Origin of the sequence: Streptomyces sp. NPDC088706 (assembly GCF_044752765.1) — a bacterium.
In the GTDB taxonomy this organism is placed as follows: Bacteria; Actinomycetota; Actinomycetes; order Streptomycetales; family Streptomycetaceae; genus Streptomyces.
The window spans coordinates 312,614-327,635 of record NZ_JBIVLW010000002.1; the positions used below are offsets into that span (position 1 = coordinate 312,614).

Sequence of the window (15,022 nt, forward strand, 5' to 3'; positions counted from 1 at the left end):
TGACGGGTATCAAGTCCGGGGAGCTGTAGCAGCCGTAGCCGCGCCCGACCGCCGACGAAGGGACGTTCCGTGACGACCGAATCCACGACCCATCAGTGGGTCAAGTCCTCCTACAGCGACACCGGCGGTTCCTGCGTCGAGTGGGCCCCGCGCACCGCGTCCACCACCGGCATCGTCCCCGTACGCGACTCGAAGAACACGAACGGCCCCGTACTCAGCCTCCCCGCTGCCGCGTTCTCCACCTTCGTGACGGGTATCAAGTCCGGGGAGCTGTAGCAGCCGTAGCCGCGCCCGACCGCCGACGAAGGGACGTTCCGTGACGACCGAATCCACGACCCATCATTGGGTCAAGTCCTCCTACAGCGCCAACGGTGGCACCTGCGTCGAGTGGGCCCCGCGCACCGCGTCCACCACCGGCATCGTCCCCGTACGCGACTCGAAGAACGCGAACGGCCCCGTACTCAGCGTCCCCGCCGCCGCGTTCACCGCCTTCGTGACGGGCGTCCGGGCCGGGGACTTCGACACCGTCTGACCGCCCGGACCAGCCGCCCGCACTGCCGCTCCACCGTGCCGAGCACGGTGGAGCGCTCTGCTGTCCGTGGCAGATCTGCTGTAGGGTGCCGCGCCCCGCTCTCCGTCAGCGGTGGCCGAGCACGTTGACCACCCGGCCGTTGGGATCGCGGACGAAGAACCGCCGTACGCCCCATTCCTCGTCCTGGAGAGGGTGGAGGATCTCCGCGCCGGTCGCCTGCACGAGCGCGTAAGCCGCGTCCACGTCGTCCACTTCCACGCTCATGTCGGGGACGACCGGGGCGGTCTTGTCACCGGCCATGAAGCTGACCTGCGCCGCCGGGTTGGACGGCGAGGCGAGCGTCATGATCCAGCCGTGGTTCATCACTTCCTCGAAACCCAGCAGACCGTAGAACTCCCGGCTTTCCTGCACGGCTTCCGACTCGATGTTGGGCACAACACGGCGAACGGCCATCGACGACTCCCTGTGAGAACGGACCTGACTCCGAGATCTCCATGAGTACTACGGCACGTCCTTCCGCGCGCCCCTGTGCGGGGACCTTATCGCCGGCGATGAAGGCCGTCTCCGTGTGGAAGTCCCTTACGGAGGAAGACGAGCAGGAGATACGTGACGGTGTCGTGCCGTGGACGAGGGGAGTGGAGATGGTGGCCGCGGACTGGGTGGTGGACCGTGAGCGCCTCACCAAGTGGGTTCCGGAGGGTGAGCGGATGATGGCGGGCTGCGGCGTGACGTACGGACGCCAGTTCTGGGGCCTGTCGGCTCGGCGGGCATCCTTGCTGCTGACCGACCGTCGGGTACGCGTACTCCGGCACCGAGGCAATGATCCCCAGTACGCCATACGCGGCATCTGGTTCGAGATGATGCGCGGTGAGGCCGAGGCGGTGTGCGGGAATCCGCGGGTGCGTGTGCAGTTCGATCACGGCCAGGAGGTCGAGCTGCGACGGCACGGGGGCGGGGTGGAGCGCGTGCTGATCAGCGAGTACGACGCGGTACACGCCGAAGCGCTGTACGAAGCGTTCCCTCCTGGAAACTGAAGGCTTCCGGCGCCCGCCGAGACTTCCCGGAGCCGGCGCGATCCGATGCCGAGACCTTCCGGACAGCGCCTAGGAGAGAGCGGAACTCAGAGCCTTGGCTATGAGGTCGCGGGCGGTCCCTCCATAGGCAGCGATGCGGGACAGCTCCGCGAATGCTCTCAGGTAGGTGTGGACTTCGCTGGGTTCTGCGATGTTCACCTCGGCCGTCAGCGTCTCCACGGCCACCTGGGCATCGTCGAACGCGTAGAATGCTTCCAGCGGCCAGACGGTACGCCGAGCCTCAAGGGGAATGATCCCCAGAGATACGTTCTGCCGTCCCATGACCTCTCCCAGGTGCCGCAGTTGTGCGGCCAGCTCGGGTCCGTCGCAGACGCGGTAGTGGAGGACAGCCTCTTCGACCAGCAGGGCGAAGCGGTGGTTGCCCTCGTAGACGACGCGGGAGCGAGCCATCCGGGCCCGGACGGCATCGGCCACGTCGTCGGGGGTGCCCTGGAAGGCCGTGATGGACCGGAGGACTCCCGTTGCGTACTCCGGGGTCTGGAGCATGCCGGGCAGGACGTTGGAGGCGTACACGCGGAAGTGGGTCGTCCGCTCATACGGGGGGAGGGTGCTCTCGTGCACTCGCCGCATCCCGTCCCGGTGGATCTGCCGCCACTGGACGTACATGGATTCGGCCGTCCGGGACGCGGCGATGAGGTCGGCCGCCTGGTTCCCCGCTCCGCAGGCTTCGCACCATGCCTGGATGTCGGAGTCCGAGGGGGCCGTCATGGCGCGCGCGATGCGAGAGGCCTTCGACTTGTGCCAGCCGCACCGCATGGCCAGCTCATGCCCGGTGAGCCCGGCGTCCCGCCGTAACCCGTCCAGACGGGACGCGAGGGCCGCACGGGCGGCACGGGCGGTGGACAGTGGCACACGGGCGGTGGACAGTGGCAACTCGGGCATGAACGTGATCCTCAGGCGGTGTACTTGTCGTGCGGTACAGCCCGCTCCCAGACGGCTTCGAAGACGGCGGAGCAGAGATCGGCCGTTTTTTGATCATCAGTTTGGTCGGTGTGGACCCAACGCCCCTCACCGTCGAACACATTGAACTGGACGAGCCTGTCGTCGAACAGCCAGAAGTCGTTGTCCGGCAGGGCAAGACCCGTGGCCGAGCGGCGCGGGAGCCAGCGGATCTCCTCGCCCACCGCGATGTTGGTAAAGGTGAACGAATGCTCGTAACGGATGTACTCGCTCGGCGGTTCGCTCACGATGCGGGCACGGCGCAGCCGAACGCCCTTGGCAGTGATCTCCTGCACGACATCGAGCCATGGCCGCCACCAGGACTCACGGTCGTCCGCGTCGAGGCGGTGGCCCTGTCGCCACGCCGCATAGCCCCTCCTCACGTCGTGCCGGGTTGTCAGCCGGCTGTGCTCAGCCTCACGGCCTTACGGTCGGGCGTCAACGCTGCACAAGGGGGCGTGCAACCGTCTGCAACAACGTGGATTTTCCGTTCGCCGCTTCCCTAGGGTCGTTCCGTCCGAGCCGCCAAGTAAAGGGGTCTTGCTATGGGTTGGGGACCTGGTAAAGGCGGCGGCGGTGGCGACGGAAAACACTCGGGGGGCAAGGATCCGGGCACCGCGAAGCCGTCACCGGAACCGAAGCACAAGGGCGTCCTTCCCGAGAAGGTCTGGGTGGGCGGTGAACTGTCGGAGTGCTCCCGGGAAGAAACGCCCGAGGACTGGCTGCGTCACGCCTATGCCGACACCGCCGTCGTCACGCAGGTCAATGACGGGGAGGCCGCCGAGCCGGGAGAGCGCTGGGCGTCGTGCTCGGCCTCTGCTCCCTCGATCGTCTTCCGCATGCTCGGCATGCTTGAGGTGAGAGCAGGCCACAGAGTCTTGGAGATCGGCACGGGTACGGGCTGGAACGCCGGCCTGCTCGCGCACCGGCTCGGGCCGGACCGGGTGACCACGATCGAGGTGGACCCGGCGCTGTCCGCACAGGCGACAGACTGTCTCCGGAGCGTGGGGCTGGAGGTGCGGGCGATCTGTGGCGACGGGACGGACGGCTATGCAACCGGGGTCCCTACGACCGGGTGATCGCGACCTGTTCCGTGCGGGCCGTTCCTCCGGCGTGGATCGCGCAGACCGAGCCGGGCGGGGTCATCCTTGTCCCGTGGGAGTCGCCGTGGCTCTGCTACGGGCTCTTGCGGCTCACCGTGGACGGTCACGGAGGCGCCTCGGGCTCCTTCTCACCGTACTCGGCGTTCATGCTGTTGCGGGGGCAGCGTAGGGACCTGCGGATCTACCGCGATGTGGTGGGGGATGGCCACGTACCTGTGGAGTCCATGACCCGGTTGTCTCCCTGGGCCGTCGCGGGCGACGACTGGGCCGCGCAGTTCTCGGTCGGCCTGCACCTGCGGAACGTATGGCGGACCTGGCATGACAACCCCGATGTGCAGGGTGTCGCATCCCGCCTGTGGCTGGCGACCACCAAGGCCGACTCCTGGGCGGCTGTGGACTGCGACGGGCGGAGTTCCGAACGCTTCACCGTGTGGGAGCACGGGCCTCGACGGCTGTGGGCGATGGCGGAAGCGGCTCACGACTGGTGGCGCGACGCGGGCCGCCCCGGGCCGGAGCGGTTCGGGATGACGATCACTCCTGAGGGCGTGCACGTGCCGTGGCTGGACACCCCGGATGACCCCATGCCCGTCCTGCCCTGACCGTGGAAGTCAGGCGGAACCGGCGGCAGCCCGCCTGCGGATGCCCACCGGGCCCCCGGTGCACGCCTCTGGGAGGGGTATGTGCGGGGCTTCGCTGCCCGTCGGCTCGTCACACAGACGCCGCGCCGACGCAGAACTCATTGCCCTCCGGGTCTCCCAACACTCCGGTCTAGCGGTTCTGGGGTGCGGTCATGGTCGCGTCGGTCCTGGTCAGGGAGCACAGCAACACGGGGAACCCGTCGGTCCCTACGGGAGGCATGAACAGTGCACCCCGGAACCCCCTCGCGGGCACGGTCTACGAAACGCGGACCCTCCGGGGTGTGCGGTGCGTGCGCCTGTCCGTATTGACCGACGAGACCACCAGCCCCGAGTGGCAGCGCGAGGCCGACGACAAGGTTGCGGCAGAACTCAACATCGACTTTGGGTTTGGTGACGCGCTCCGCGAGGCCGTAGACCTGGACGTGTCGGCGAGCAAGATTGCTCCGTTCGACCGTCCCGCCCTCGGACATTGGCTCGCCCGTCCGAACGATCAGGTCGTGCGAGGACCTGTCCGTCACGCTGGAAGCACACGGGGCGACCGTCGCGCGGCTACTGCGCGCCGTGGCCGGATATAAGTGGTTCCGGGTGCTCGCCCGTGATCGGTACACGGAAGGGCTCGCCGGCTCGGTCGAGTGGGTGCGGAGCCCTGAAGCCGGTCTGTGGGTCCAGTGGGACGAGCCGTGGATAGCGTGCGCCTACGGGCAGCACGAGCCCGCTGCAACCATGCTGCTGGCCGCGTGATGGCGACGCGAGCGTTCATCCTCGGGCGCGAGGAACGAGACGACGCGTGGACCGAGACGCAGCGATTCGCAGCGGTGCTCGTCGGGCATCGGATCACCGACCGGTACGGCGTGAGCGTGCACAAGATCCCCGGACGCCGTGGCGCGTGGGGCGTCTACCTGACCGACCGCACGCCCGAGCTGGGGCCGCCCTCGCTGCTCATAATCCGCGCATTCCGTAGCTTCGGCCCCGCCGCGTAGCACACGCGAGAGCCCGCCCCTCCGAGATGGAGAGGCGGGGCCCGTGGTAGCGGCCGTGGGGCGTCAGCCGTGCTTCCTGGCGAACGCGACCAGCCCCGCCCACTGGTCGGCCGTGAGCGCGAGATGAGGCCCTTCGGTGTCCTTGCTGTCCCGGACGAGATAGTCACCCGTTGCGGCAGCGTGCTCGGGGGCCCACTCGATGCACTGTCCTTCCCCAGCGCTGTAAGTGCTCTTGACCCACCGCAGCGGGTCAGGGCTGGGAGTGTTGCTCATTCGCGTGTTCCTCCATGATCTTGCGAATCCTGGCGAGCGACTCGTTTTCGGAGAGCGCCGCCATGCGTAGCCGGTCGAACGTGTTGACCGCCGTAACCACCACGCTAGGCGTCTCGTCCACCTGCCCGCCGTGGGTCGGCGTCTCGGTGTAGACAGCGTGCGGCTTGTCGTCCAACGAGAGCAGCGTAAAGGGCAGATGGGACGGAGCGGCACCCGCAGAGTACGGAAGCACTTGCACGGTCACGTGTGGCGACTGCATGGCCACCGCGAGGTGTTCAAGCTGCCCCACCATGACCGAGGTACTTTTGACGACGGTCCGCAAGACAGCTTCGTGAACGATCACCCAAAGTGCTGGTGGGTCGTCGCGCTCTATGACTCCTTGCCGACGCATCCGAAGCTCTACGCGGTCTTTGATCTGGTCGTCTGTCTCCCGAGGGAAGGATGCGTGCATGACCGCTGCCGCGTACTCGGGAGTCTGGAGCAGACCCATAAGGAACGTGCACGAGTAGTCCGTGACGTGGCTCGCGGACTCTTCAAGCGTGATGTACGGGACGAACCAATCCGGGTGTCCCTGTCGCGCGAGCCTGTCTCGTAGACGGCGGTAAACCCCGGGAGTCTTGGCGACGCGATCCATGGCGTCCGCGAAGGCTGGAGAGGCGAGGGCGGTGCCGCTCTCAACCTTGCTGACCTGGGCTTGTTTGTAGTGCAGTTCATCGGCGAACGCTTCTTGAGGCAGCTTCAAGTGATCGCGTAACTCCTTGACTTCCCGCCCGAAGTACGCGGCAGCGTCCCGAGGTTCCTGTTGCTGGTCTGCTTGCTCGCTCACGCGTACAACTCTTCTCTATTCCGGCTCGGTTGGAATGGCTCTGGGCCTGTTGAGCGTACGGCCGGGGCGTCACTCTAGGTGTTGTACCGCTTGCAATCCGAACCCCCGGAACCGAGGTACCCCCATGCCCGAAGCCGTGATGAGCACCAGGACGACCAGCAAACCCCGAGCTTGAGCCGGTCGCGCACCCGCAGTGCCGTATCTGCAACGCCACTCACCGGGGCCGCACGGCGTCGCGCATCAACGGCAACGACGGCGGGATAAGGCAGTACAACGCGATCATCGGAGCCCACCCGCACAAGAACGACCCGGCCGACAACGAGAGCCGCGACCAGGCCGACGACGAGCCGACCGCCAACGGCGAGGATTCCACCCTGATGCACGGTCTTCGGGAGCGTGTGAGCGAGGAAAAAGAGCTGCGCCGCTTGCACCGGGTAAACCCGTGATCATCGCCCTGCCGTCCGGCATCCTGCACCCCGACGTAACGGGCACGCCCGAGCCGGCGAGCACGGATGACGGGAACGGGTGGACATACGGAACGTGCTGGGGCTGGTGCGACCAGGAACACGCACAGGTGCTGTGGATCGGCGTAGCTCAGACGACGGGTCACGTAGTCGCTGACCTGTACTACTGCGGCCCGTGCATTGCTCGGCTTCACGACCGGATCGCCTCGCACGCTCGCGGGAGCGTTCCCGCCCGGACCGTCTCGGCCGAGGTTCTGCCGCAGCCGACACAAGGCACCGCGAACGGGACTGTTCCGGTAGCCGCGTACCCCCGCCCTGGTTGTGATCTCGGTTCCCCCCGACGACCAGGGCGGGCCCCTCGCCAACCGTCTGACCGAGAGCACTGGAATAACCCCGATGCCCAAGCGTTCCCGCGCCGAACTCGCGCAGTCCCGGGAGAAGTTCGTAGCTGCTCGCGCCGAGGTGACCGAGCGCTACCAGGGCGGAGAGTCCGCCGCGTCCCTGTCTCGTTTCTTCGGGGACGTGGGGGAAAAGTGGCTCGCCGAACGGCTCGACGAGTGGGGGATTCCCCGCCGGGACCGGTCCGCTGCTGCGGTGCCCCGTGGCCCCGGGGTGCCTCCGCTTTACGAGGGCGCGCGGCCTGACCTGACTTCCCCTGCCCGCAGGAGTGGGCGTTCCCACTCGGCAGGGGCTGCCCTGTCCCGCCACACATGAGAGGAGGGAAAACATATGGACCACGAGCCCACCACGGACGCTCCGGAAGACACGGACGTTCCGTCGGTCATCGTTCTTGGCGACGCTGCCGCGCTGACGCGGGGTAGCTCGTCATCGTCCACGGAGTCCAAGCAGACCCCGTACAGCTAGACCGGCTCGGACGGCCCCCGGGGGGAGCAATCTCCCCGGGGGCCGTTCCGTTTCCGCGGCGGAAGGGATCACGAGATGGAAGAACACAAGGCGCGGTGGTACGGCGGATGCGCACCCGGCAACCGACCCGCTGCGACACCAGTAGGCGCACGTCTGCTTTGGCGTGACCCCGCGTTGTGGGTCTGTGGTGACTGGCAGTCCGAGTACGTCCGGACCGTGCAACTCGGCAGCGCACGAATCGCCGTGCTCGGCCCTTGCTCGGCAACCATGCACGACATTGCACGTGCGCTTGCGACCCCCGATTTGGCGACGGTAGCGGGAACGTGGGCGGGCTCTCACACCGTTGTTCGGCTGTCCGAGCCGGGCCGTGTGGAAGTCCTCGCGGACGCGGGGGCAGCCTCGCCCCTCTATACCGTCAGCACGCCGGACGGGCCGGTATGGGGGTCCAGCTCCCTCGCGCTGTCACCGCTCGCCGGCGGACGCGTGGATACGGGATGGCTCGCCGCGTACCTGCGGGACAAGCACAGCCCCGCTACGGGCCGTAGTGCGTGGGCGGGGGTTGTCCCTGTCCCCGCCGGACGTCTGCTGACGCTCAACGCTAAGGACGGTCCCTCACTCTCCGCGTGGTGGAAGCCGACACGGCGCACGCCGCGCGAGGCATCGGCAGCGCTTCGGCGCACCCTCGGGGAGGGGGTCCGCGTTCGGGTCGAGGGAGTGTCCGCAACGACTGATCTTGCAGGCATGGACTCAAGCACGGTCGCTGTGCTCGCCGCACAGTGCGGACCCATCACCGGCGTGACTGTGCACCCGGCAGGTATCACCAGCGGTGGTGATATGCAGTACGCCCAAGCGCTGAACGTTCCCGGGCTCACCCGCTCACCCTTCCCTCTTACCGCTCGGCACCTGCCCTTCACGGCAACCCACGTTCCCTTGCCCGCGACGGACGAGCCGGCTCCTTCTACGGCGGTGTGGTCGATGTTCTCGGACCAGCTCGTCACGATGGCTGCTGCGGGGTCCGTCTGTCATCTGACCGGCGACGGCGGGGACAACCTGTTCTTGTCCGCCCCCGCGCACCTGGCGACCCTCGCGCGTAGCGGGAACTGGCTCCGGATGCTTGGAGATGCACGGGACTGGGCTCGGTTGCGCCGCCAAAGTCCCCGTCCGCTGGTCGCTGCCGCTCTACGGGGCAATGCTGCGCGCGTTGGCCGCTCGGATTTCGGGCGTCCCGGATGGCTTACCGCGTCGCTGCCGAGGGTGGACACCACCAGGGGCCCCGACGCTGACATGGCGCTGGTCGCCGAGCTGCGCACGGAGGCACGGTCGGCCTATTCGGAACTCCAACTCGCGGACTCGCTCGGCCTCGCGCTGCACAACCCCTACTTTGACGGCGCGGTCCTGGACGCGGTGGTCTCGGCCCCCATCGAACAGCGCTACTCGGCGCGGCGGTACAAGCCGATGCTTGCCGACACGTTCGCCGATCTACTGCCCCATGCGCACCGCACACGGGCAGCCAAGGGGCTCATGGTCGGCGACTTCCACCTAGGGCTACGGGTCAACCGTCGTCGCGTGCTCGGCCTCGCGGACGGACGTCTAGCGGCCCTCGGGCTCGTCAACCCCGTGCCGTTGCGCGCAACCGTGCACGCGGCTGCCCTCGGCGCGGAAACGATCTGGCCGCCGCTGCTGTCCGCCCTCGCTGCCGAGGCTTGGCTAGAGGCGGTCGAGCGTGCGTCCGGGACCGAGTGGACATACACCGCGCCGACTCCGGCGGGTGCATTGTGAGCCGTACGAACACCGTGGTCGCCCGCGCCTCTCACGCGTCTGTCGTGATCGACTACGACACGGGCGCGACCGAGCTACGTCCCACATCCGAGGCGGTAACCGCTATGGGGGCGACCTTCGTTGACGTGCCGGACACCGTATTGACATGGGGAACCGTCGAACAGTCGGCAGCCCCGCCCGAACCGGCTCCGATTCCGTTGCGGTGGCGGGTCACCGCTGGACCGGTCGTCCTCGCCACCGCTGCTGTGTGGGCCGCTGGTCGTCGCCGTAACCGCTTCGCTCGGCTCGTTCGCCTCGCATCCTTGGGGCGCGATTTGCCCCCGGCCGCAGAGACACAGGCTCGCTACGCTGTCCGCGCGGTTCGCTGGGCCGCACAGCTCTTGCCGATGCGCTGGGCGTGTCTGGAGGACTCGACGGCTACCGCACTCATGCTGACGGTCGTTCGACGCCGTGCCGAGTGGCGACACGGCGTAGCGCTCGACCTCGTACGGCTGCACGCCTGGATAGCGGGCCCGGACGGGTCTCCGGTCGAGGAACCGGCGGACACCGCTCTCTACACCCCCACCTACACACCAGATGGGCCCGGATCGGCTCGGGCCACCAGGAAGGTACGACCGTGAGTGAACCGCACATCCTGTTGAGCGGCGAAACCCTCGCCCTTGCCATGCCCCGGGCGGACATGCTGCCCGAGTACCACAAGTGGGAGAACGACCCCGCCACCATCACGGGGTACGGAAACCAGTGGGCGCAGGCGTGGGAGGTTCGCGCCGCCGGGTACGAGCGGCAGCGCGGAAACGAGCGCTTCCAACAGTTCGAGGTGGTCCGGGTGGACGACGGGTCATCCATGGGAATGACGATTCTGGAGGTCAACACCTACGTGCGAACGGCTGAGTTCGTAATGGTCCTCGCCCCCGAGGAGCGCGGGAAGGGCCACGCCACGGAAGCGACCCGCCTAACGCTGGACTGGGCGTTCCACCTTGCCCACCTACGCGCGGTGTGGCTCAAGGTGCTTGAACCCAACTCGGCCGGAGTCAAGGCGTACGAGAAGGCAGGGTTCCGGTCGGCTGGACGGCTCCGCCGCTCGGGGTTCTGGCTCGGCAAGCCCGTGGACGAGCTGATCATGGACGCGGTGCCTGAGGACTTCCCCGGAACGTCTGCCGTGGCCGCTGCGCTCGGTAGCTGACTCGCTGACCCCCTCGCGGCCCCGCTCGTCCATCTGCGGGCGGGACCGCACCTTTCCGCCGAAGAACACGCGGCGAGCCCTAATCTCCCTCGACCCCGCTCGGCTCGCCGACTACGTACGTCCCGCGCTGCGGCACCACGAACAGCACGCCATCGGCGACCAGGGCCGCAATGGATCGGCGCACGGTCGGACGCGAAAGCTCGTACTCCTCGCCCAACCGGGTCTCGGACGGCAGGGGGCGACGGGGCTTCCAATCGCCCCGCCCGATGCGCGCCCGCAGGATGCCCGCGAGCTGTTCATACGGGGGCTCGGGAGCATCACGAACGATCTTCGCATCGGGACTGTAGTCCATAGGGCAAACGCTAGCGGGTGCCCGACGACAGGACACTGAGAGCCGCGTGCGCTGACGTCGTTTGACGTATCTATACGCACCTTGACGTATGGATCTAAGGTCGAACCGAAAAGCGCCCCGGAAGACCGCTTGGGACCGGTCCGCCGGGGCTCCGCCGAACAGCTGTAAGAGAGCTGAAACGACATGCGATGCTATCGCCCTCGCAGCAATCGGACTCGGGTCCGTGCTCGTCATCCTGTGTGCCCTCGCGTCCCTGTCTCACCGACCCGGACGCCACTCCGCCGCATTCCTCGCCGAGCTGGCCGAGCCCGTCCCCGCCCCCGTCTCGCCCTGGTCCCGTCCGTGGACCGGATCAAAAAGAGGAAGCCGCAGCGCTGTTCCAGCGGGAAGCCGAAGCGACGCTGCAACTGCGGGTGATCCGTGAGCGGCGACGCGCGGCAACGCTCGCAACGCTCGGCGTGGACTACCCCTACACGTACGAGGGTGCCCCCTTTGGAGCCGACTCGTTCGCCGCTGCGGGGGTGTCGGCATGACCGCCGACGAGCTATTCCCGGTCGTCCTCGCGGGACACGCGGCGCTCTGTGTCGATGGCAAGACCGTGACGCGTGCTCCGGTTCCCGTCCGGTACATACAGAGCAGTAGCGGCCCCGGAACGACCCTTTACGCATGCCCCGACCACGCGGTGAAGCTCGGGGCGGGACCGACCCCCGAGGGCGTGTTGCACCGCCCGTAGGGCCAGAACTCAAAGAGCCCGGTTCGGCACCAGTTGCCGGGCGGGGCTTTTACGTGGCTTGACAAGGGGTGACCAGGGCTTACCACCAGAACTGGTAGTTACGTGTGTTGGGTTCGGCCATCACACATGGTGCCCGTCGAACTTCCCCAGGACGGTGCCGCCCGTGCGCACCAGGCGCTCGGACTCCGCCTCGATCCGCGCCCATCGCTCGTCCGGACTGCCGTGTCCTGGCACTCGGATGTCGATGTGGAGCCGGTTCTTCGCCGTCTTCCGCTCGGGGACCTCAAGGATGCAGAGACGGGGGCCGACGCCGTCGGGATCACACAGCCACGCTCCGTCCTCCACGGATTCGTCCTCCGGCAGGTCGAACTGTGCGAGCCACTCCTCGCGCGTCCTGAAAGGAGCCGGCGGTGGCTCGTCGACATCGCCCAGGGCTGCCTTCCAGAAGGCGGCAGGAGCCTGCGCGTCCGCACCATCAAGCGTCAGGTCGATTCCGGCTGCTGGTCCTGATGGGGGCCGGTGGCCAGACGACAGGCCCGGGTTCGGTCATGACGGGCAACCTAGTATGCGATCGGCGGCCCTACGATCGGGTCGGACAACACAACCAAGGAGCGCGTCAGGTGCGGGGCTGCGACGACGGGAGCCGTCAACTTGACGTCGGGGACGCGATGAACGCAGATATTCCTCCCGACCTGGAAGATCCGGCGTTCCGGACCTGGCTCCGCACCCTGTCCGAAGGCCTCGACACCGATCCGGCAGGCGTACGCGAATCCCAGGACGCCCTCGCGTTCCTCTGGGCGGTCTTCGTGGAGAACGGTGCGATGCCCCCGTCGTACTTCGCGCCTCTGCTCGGCGCGCACCGGCAGGCGCATGCCCAACAGGCCGTCACCGCCCTGCTCGCGGAGGTCCATGACGAGACCGGGCGGGCCTACGACGTCTCCGTGCGGTACTCCCCGCCCGGCGAGCGCGAGCCGGAGGGCGTCGTCCGCGTCGGGTCCGAAGCCGTCCACGGCATCGATCCGAGCGACATCCACACCGAGGCGGCCGAAGGGGTGCAATGCCTGCTGGCGGACCGGGACCGGCTCGTCTGGCCGCTCTGTCCCGTCCACCACGTCGGGCTGCACGCCACCCGCACCGCGTCCGGCTCCGTCTGGGCGTGCTCGGTGAACCGGCACACGGTACGCCCCGTCGTGAGCTGAGGCCCGGAGAGCCGAACCCGCCCGGGCGGGGTGCTCGGGCGGGTCCGGTGGCGTTGCCCCGCTGCGGACTCGCTCGCTTCCGGGCGGCAGGCCTCAGTTCTTGAGGAAGTCGAGGAGGTCCTTGTTGAACTTCTCCTTGTCACCGGGGACGAGCGCGATGCCGTGGGAACCGCCCTCGTAGACCTTGAGGGTCGCGTTCGGGATGATCTTCGCGGACTTGCGGCCGGTGGCGTCGATCGGGACGACCTGGTCGTCGTCGCCGTGCACGATCAGGGTCGGCACGTCGAACTTCTTGAGGTCGTCGGTGAAGTCCGTCGAGGCGAAGGCGTCGACACAGTCCACACCGCCCTTGATGGTCTGGGCCATGCCCATGTACCAGAAGGCGTCCTTGTTTCCCTGCGTCACCTTGTTGCCCTCGCGGTTGGCTCCGAAGAACCCGACGGCGGTGTCCTTCCAGAACTGGGAGCGCTCGGTGATGATGCCGTCCTTGATGCCGTCGAAGACGGACTGCGGCACACCCTCGGGGTTGTCCGGGCCCCGCAGCATCAGCGGCGGGACCGCGGAGAGCAGCACCGCGGACCTGATCCGGTCGGTGCCGTGCCGGCCGATGTAGCGGGCCAGTTCACCGCCACCCATGGAGTGCGCGACCAGCGTGACGTCCCGCAGGTCGAGCTGGGTGATGAGGTCGTGGAGGTCGTCGGCGAAGGTGTCGAAGTCGTAGCCGTCCCACACGGGAGTGGAACGGCCGTGGCCGCGACGGTCGTGCGCGATGCCGCGGAAGCCCGCGTCCGCGACGGTCTTCAGCTGGTCCTGCCAGGCGTCGCCGTTCAGCGGCCAGCCGTGGATGAAGACGACCGGACGCCCCTGGCCCCAGTCCTTGTAGAAGATCTCGACACCGTCGCGGGTGGTGACGATGGGCATGGTGGTTCCTCTCGCGTCGATGACCGTCCGCACACCGGACAGCCGCATCACTGAAGGTCCGGGCACCCCGACCGCTGAGCCCGGACCCGGGAAACGGGACCACCGGCGTTGTCAGGACTCCACCGGCGTGGCCGGGTCGATGGCGTACGCCTTCTCGACCAGCTCGGGGCGTGCGCCGTCGTTGAGCTCGCGCTCCCACTGCGCGGCGACCTGGTCCCGTACCGAGGGCTCCATCTCGGCCGGCAGCACGTGCCGGTAGCGGCGGTCCTCGCCGAGCAGCACCTTGACCGTCATGTCGTACACCGGCTCCGGGTCGTACTGCTCGTGCGGGAACGCGATCTCCGTGTAGTCGAAGAGCCGCTGGGACGGGTCGTCGCGCCACTGCTTCCAGGTCTCGAACATCGTGTCGTTGAAACCGGTCAGGAACGGGCCCGGGTTGATGGTCGCCACCGTGACGCCGAACTCGGCCAGCTCCTGGTCGAGGGCGTCCGCGAACGCCTCGACGGCGTGCTTCGATCCCGCGTACGCCCCGGTGAACGGGTCCACGGTGAGCCCGGCGACGGACGACATGAAGACGATCCGGCCGCTGCGGCGCGCGGCCATCTTCCGGGCGAAGCCCTGGGTCAGCAGGACGGGCCCGAAGACGTTCACCTCGAACTGGCGGCGCAGCCGGTCGGCCGGGATGTCCACCGTGGAGCCGCCCTCGGAGACGCCCGCGTTGTTGAGCAGCACCTCCACATCCCAGGCCCAGGCGTTCTCCCGGTCGTCGGGGTCGGTCACATCGAGCTTCTCCACCCGCAGCGGCGCCCCGCGCTCCTTCGCCGCCTCGCGTACGGCGGTCACCTGGGCGACGATCTCCACGCCCGCGATGACATCGTGCCCGGCCGCGGCCAGGCGCAGCGCGACCTCCTTGCCGAATCCGGTGCCTGCTCCGGTGATGAGGATCGTTCCCGCCATGCCGGTGCCACCCTTCTGCCGTTCGCCGTTCGCCATTCGCTGTCCGTTCCCCGTTACCCGCTCCCCGCCTGCCGTCACCGCCGCACGGGGGCCGACATAAGCGACCTTACGGGCGCATCGGGCAGTGCGTCGGGTCGGGCCGGGCGGCCCGCCCCAGGTGGCCGGACATGCACCACCTCGGTGGT

Annotated in this window: 18 protein-coding genes and 3 pseudogenes; 12 read left to right on the forward strand and 9 right to left on the reverse strand. The window is 68.1% G+C overall.

The features are described 5' to 3' along the window. The first annotated feature begins 69 nt into the window (after positions 1 to 69). Together ACIQAK_RS06995 and ACIQAK_RS07000 are read left to right on the forward strand one after the other, a co-directional pair. Positions 70 to 276, forward strand: coding sequence for a DUF397 domain-containing protein (locus ACIQAK_RS06995; protein ID WP_366387258.1), 207 nt, complete (start codon positions 70 to 72; stop codon positions 274 to 276). A 40-nt stretch (positions 277 to 316) separates the two neighbouring features. Next, entirely contained in the window at positions 317 to 532 is a 216-nt protein-coding gene (locus ACIQAK_RS07000; RefSeq protein ID WP_366387259.1) for a DUF397 domain-containing protein, read from the forward strand. A gap of 105 nt (positions 533 to 637) precedes the next feature. On the opposite strand, the gene ACIQAK_RS07005 is transcribed toward ACIQAK_RS07000, so the two are convergent. Next, a complete protein-coding gene (locus ACIQAK_RS07005; RefSeq protein WP_366387260.1) occupies positions 638 to 985 on the reverse strand; it encodes a VOC family protein in 348 nt (115 codons plus the stop codon). Between the two features lie 191 nt (positions 986 to 1,176). Between ACIQAK_RS07005 and ACIQAK_RS07010 the strand changes: the two genes are divergently transcribed. Then, a complete protein-coding gene (locus ACIQAK_RS07010; protein WP_401847777.1) occupies positions 1,177 to 1,566 on the forward strand; it encodes a hypothetical protein in 390 nt (129 codons plus the stop codon). Positions 1,567 to 1,635: 69 nt separating this feature from the next. Here the strand turns inward: ACIQAK_RS07010 and ACIQAK_RS07015 are convergent, their stop codons facing one another. Both ACIQAK_RS07015 and ACIQAK_RS07020 read right to left on the reverse strand, forming a co-directional pair. Then, positions 1,636 to 2,508 carry a helix-turn-helix transcriptional regulator gene (locus tag ACIQAK_RS07015; RefSeq protein ID WP_366387262.1) on the reverse strand — a complete coding sequence of 291 codons (873 nt, stop codon included), beginning with the start codon at positions 2,506 to 2,508 and terminating at the stop codon, positions 1,636 to 1,638. A gap of 11 nt (positions 2,509 to 2,519) precedes the next feature. Continuing rightward, positions 2,520 to 2,936: pseudogene (locus ACIQAK_RS07020) on the reverse strand (DUF6879 family protein); the annotation flags it as partial. A 174-nt stretch (positions 2,937 to 3,110) separates the two neighbouring features. Here ACIQAK_RS07020 and ACIQAK_RS07025 point away from each other — a divergent pair. From ACIQAK_RS07025 to ACIQAK_RS07040, 4 genes and pseudogenes are all read left to right on the forward strand, one after another. After that, positions 3,111 to 4,267: pseudogene (locus ACIQAK_RS07025) on the forward strand (methyltransferase domain-containing protein). A 257-nt stretch (positions 4,268 to 4,524) separates the two neighbouring features. Next, positions 4,525 to 4,797 (forward strand): annotated as a pseudogene (locus tag ACIQAK_RS07030) (recombinase family protein); the annotation flags it as partial. Between the two features lie 70 nt (positions 4,798 to 4,867). Further along, positions 4,868 to 5,047: a hypothetical protein gene (locus ACIQAK_RS07035; RefSeq protein ID WP_366387263.1), complete on the forward strand. Its 180-nt coding sequence runs from the start codon at positions 4,868 to 4,870 to the stop codon at positions 5,045 to 5,047. Continuing rightward, positions 5,044 to 5,286, forward strand: coding sequence for a hypothetical protein (locus ACIQAK_RS07040; protein ID WP_366387264.1), 243 nt, complete (start codon positions 5,044 to 5,046; stop codon positions 5,284 to 5,286). The genes ACIQAK_RS07035 and ACIQAK_RS07040 overlap by 4 nt, the downstream gene beginning before the upstream one ends. Positions 5,287 to 5,349: 63 nt before the next feature. On the opposite strand, the gene ACIQAK_RS07045 is transcribed toward ACIQAK_RS07040, so the two are convergent. Further along, positions 5,350 to 5,559 (reverse strand): DUF397 domain-containing protein, encoded by a 210-nt coding sequence (locus ACIQAK_RS07045; RefSeq protein WP_366387265.1) that lies wholly within the window; start codon positions 5,557 to 5,559, stop codon positions 5,350 to 5,352. After that, the gene (locus ACIQAK_RS07050) at positions 5,537 to 6,385 is read right to left on the reverse strand and encodes a helix-turn-helix transcriptional regulator (protein ID WP_366387266.1); all 849 of its coding nucleotides are present in this window, start codon (positions 6,383 to 6,385) and stop codon (positions 5,537 to 5,539) included. Before ACIQAK_RS07050 ends, ACIQAK_RS07045 begins: the two co-directional genes overlap by 23 nt. A 1,193-nt stretch (positions 6,386 to 7,578) precedes the next feature. Here ACIQAK_RS07050 and ACIQAK_RS07055 point away from each other — a divergent pair. The 4 genes from ACIQAK_RS07055 (at position 7,579) to ACIQAK_RS07070 (ending at position 10,675) form a co-directional block, all read left to right on the forward strand. Next, positions 7,579 to 7,713 (forward strand): albusnodin family lasso peptide, encoded by a 135-nt coding sequence (locus ACIQAK_RS07055; RefSeq protein WP_366387267.1) that lies wholly within the window; start codon positions 7,579 to 7,581, stop codon positions 7,711 to 7,713. Between the two features lie 75 nt (positions 7,714 to 7,788). Next, positions 7,789 to 9,492 (forward strand): albusnodin/ikarugamycin family macrolactam cyclase, encoded by a 1,704-nt coding sequence (locus tag ACIQAK_RS07060; protein WP_366387268.1) that lies wholly within the window; start codon positions 7,789 to 7,791, stop codon positions 9,490 to 9,492. 104 nt (positions 9,493 to 9,596) lie between these two features. Continuing rightward, positions 9,597 to 10,112, forward strand: coding sequence for a lasso peptide biosynthesis B2 protein (locus ACIQAK_RS07065; protein WP_366387804.1), 516 nt, complete (start codon positions 9,597 to 9,599; stop codon positions 10,110 to 10,112). Further along, complete coding sequence (locus ACIQAK_RS07070) at positions 10,109 to 10,675, forward strand: GNAT family protein (RefSeq protein ID WP_366387269.1); 567 nt, start codon at positions 10,109 to 10,111, stop codon at positions 10,673 to 10,675. The genes ACIQAK_RS07065 and ACIQAK_RS07070 overlap by 4 nt, the downstream gene beginning before the upstream one ends. A gap of 79 nt (positions 10,676 to 10,754) precedes the next feature. Here ACIQAK_RS07070 and ACIQAK_RS07075 read toward each other — a convergent pair whose 3' ends face one another. Then, positions 10,755 to 11,027, reverse strand: a complete 273-nt coding sequence (locus tag ACIQAK_RS07075) for a winged helix-turn-helix domain-containing protein (protein ID WP_366387270.1) — start codon at positions 11,025 to 11,027, stop codon at positions 10,755 to 10,757. A gap of 853 nt (positions 11,028 to 11,880) precedes the next feature. Then, a complete protein-coding gene (locus ACIQAK_RS07080) occupies positions 11,881 to 12,294 on the reverse strand; it encodes a VOC family protein (protein ID WP_366387805.1) in 414 nt (137 codons plus the stop codon). A gap of 134 nt (positions 12,295 to 12,428) precedes the next feature. Here ACIQAK_RS07080 and ACIQAK_RS07085 point away from each other — a divergent pair, with 134 nt between their 5' ends. Next, positions 12,429 to 12,959 carry a hypothetical protein gene (locus tag ACIQAK_RS07085; RefSeq protein ID WP_366387271.1) on the forward strand — a complete coding sequence of 177 codons (531 nt, stop codon included), beginning with the start codon at positions 12,429 to 12,431 and terminating at the stop codon, positions 12,957 to 12,959. 93 nt (positions 12,960 to 13,052) lie between these two features. Here the strand turns inward: ACIQAK_RS07085 and ACIQAK_RS07090 are convergent, their stop codons facing one another. Both ACIQAK_RS07090 and ACIQAK_RS07095 read right to left on the reverse strand, forming a co-directional pair. Then, positions 13,053 to 13,880 (reverse strand): alpha/beta hydrolase, encoded by an 828-nt coding sequence (locus ACIQAK_RS07090; RefSeq protein WP_366387272.1) that lies wholly within the window; start codon positions 13,878 to 13,880, stop codon positions 13,053 to 13,055. A 111-nt stretch (positions 13,881 to 13,991) separates the two neighbouring features. Next, complete coding sequence (locus tag ACIQAK_RS07095) at positions 13,992 to 14,837, reverse strand: SDR family oxidoreductase (protein ID WP_366387806.1); 846 nt, start codon at positions 14,835 to 14,837, stop codon at positions 13,992 to 13,994. Between the last annotated feature and the right edge of the window lie 185 nt (positions 14,838 to 15,022).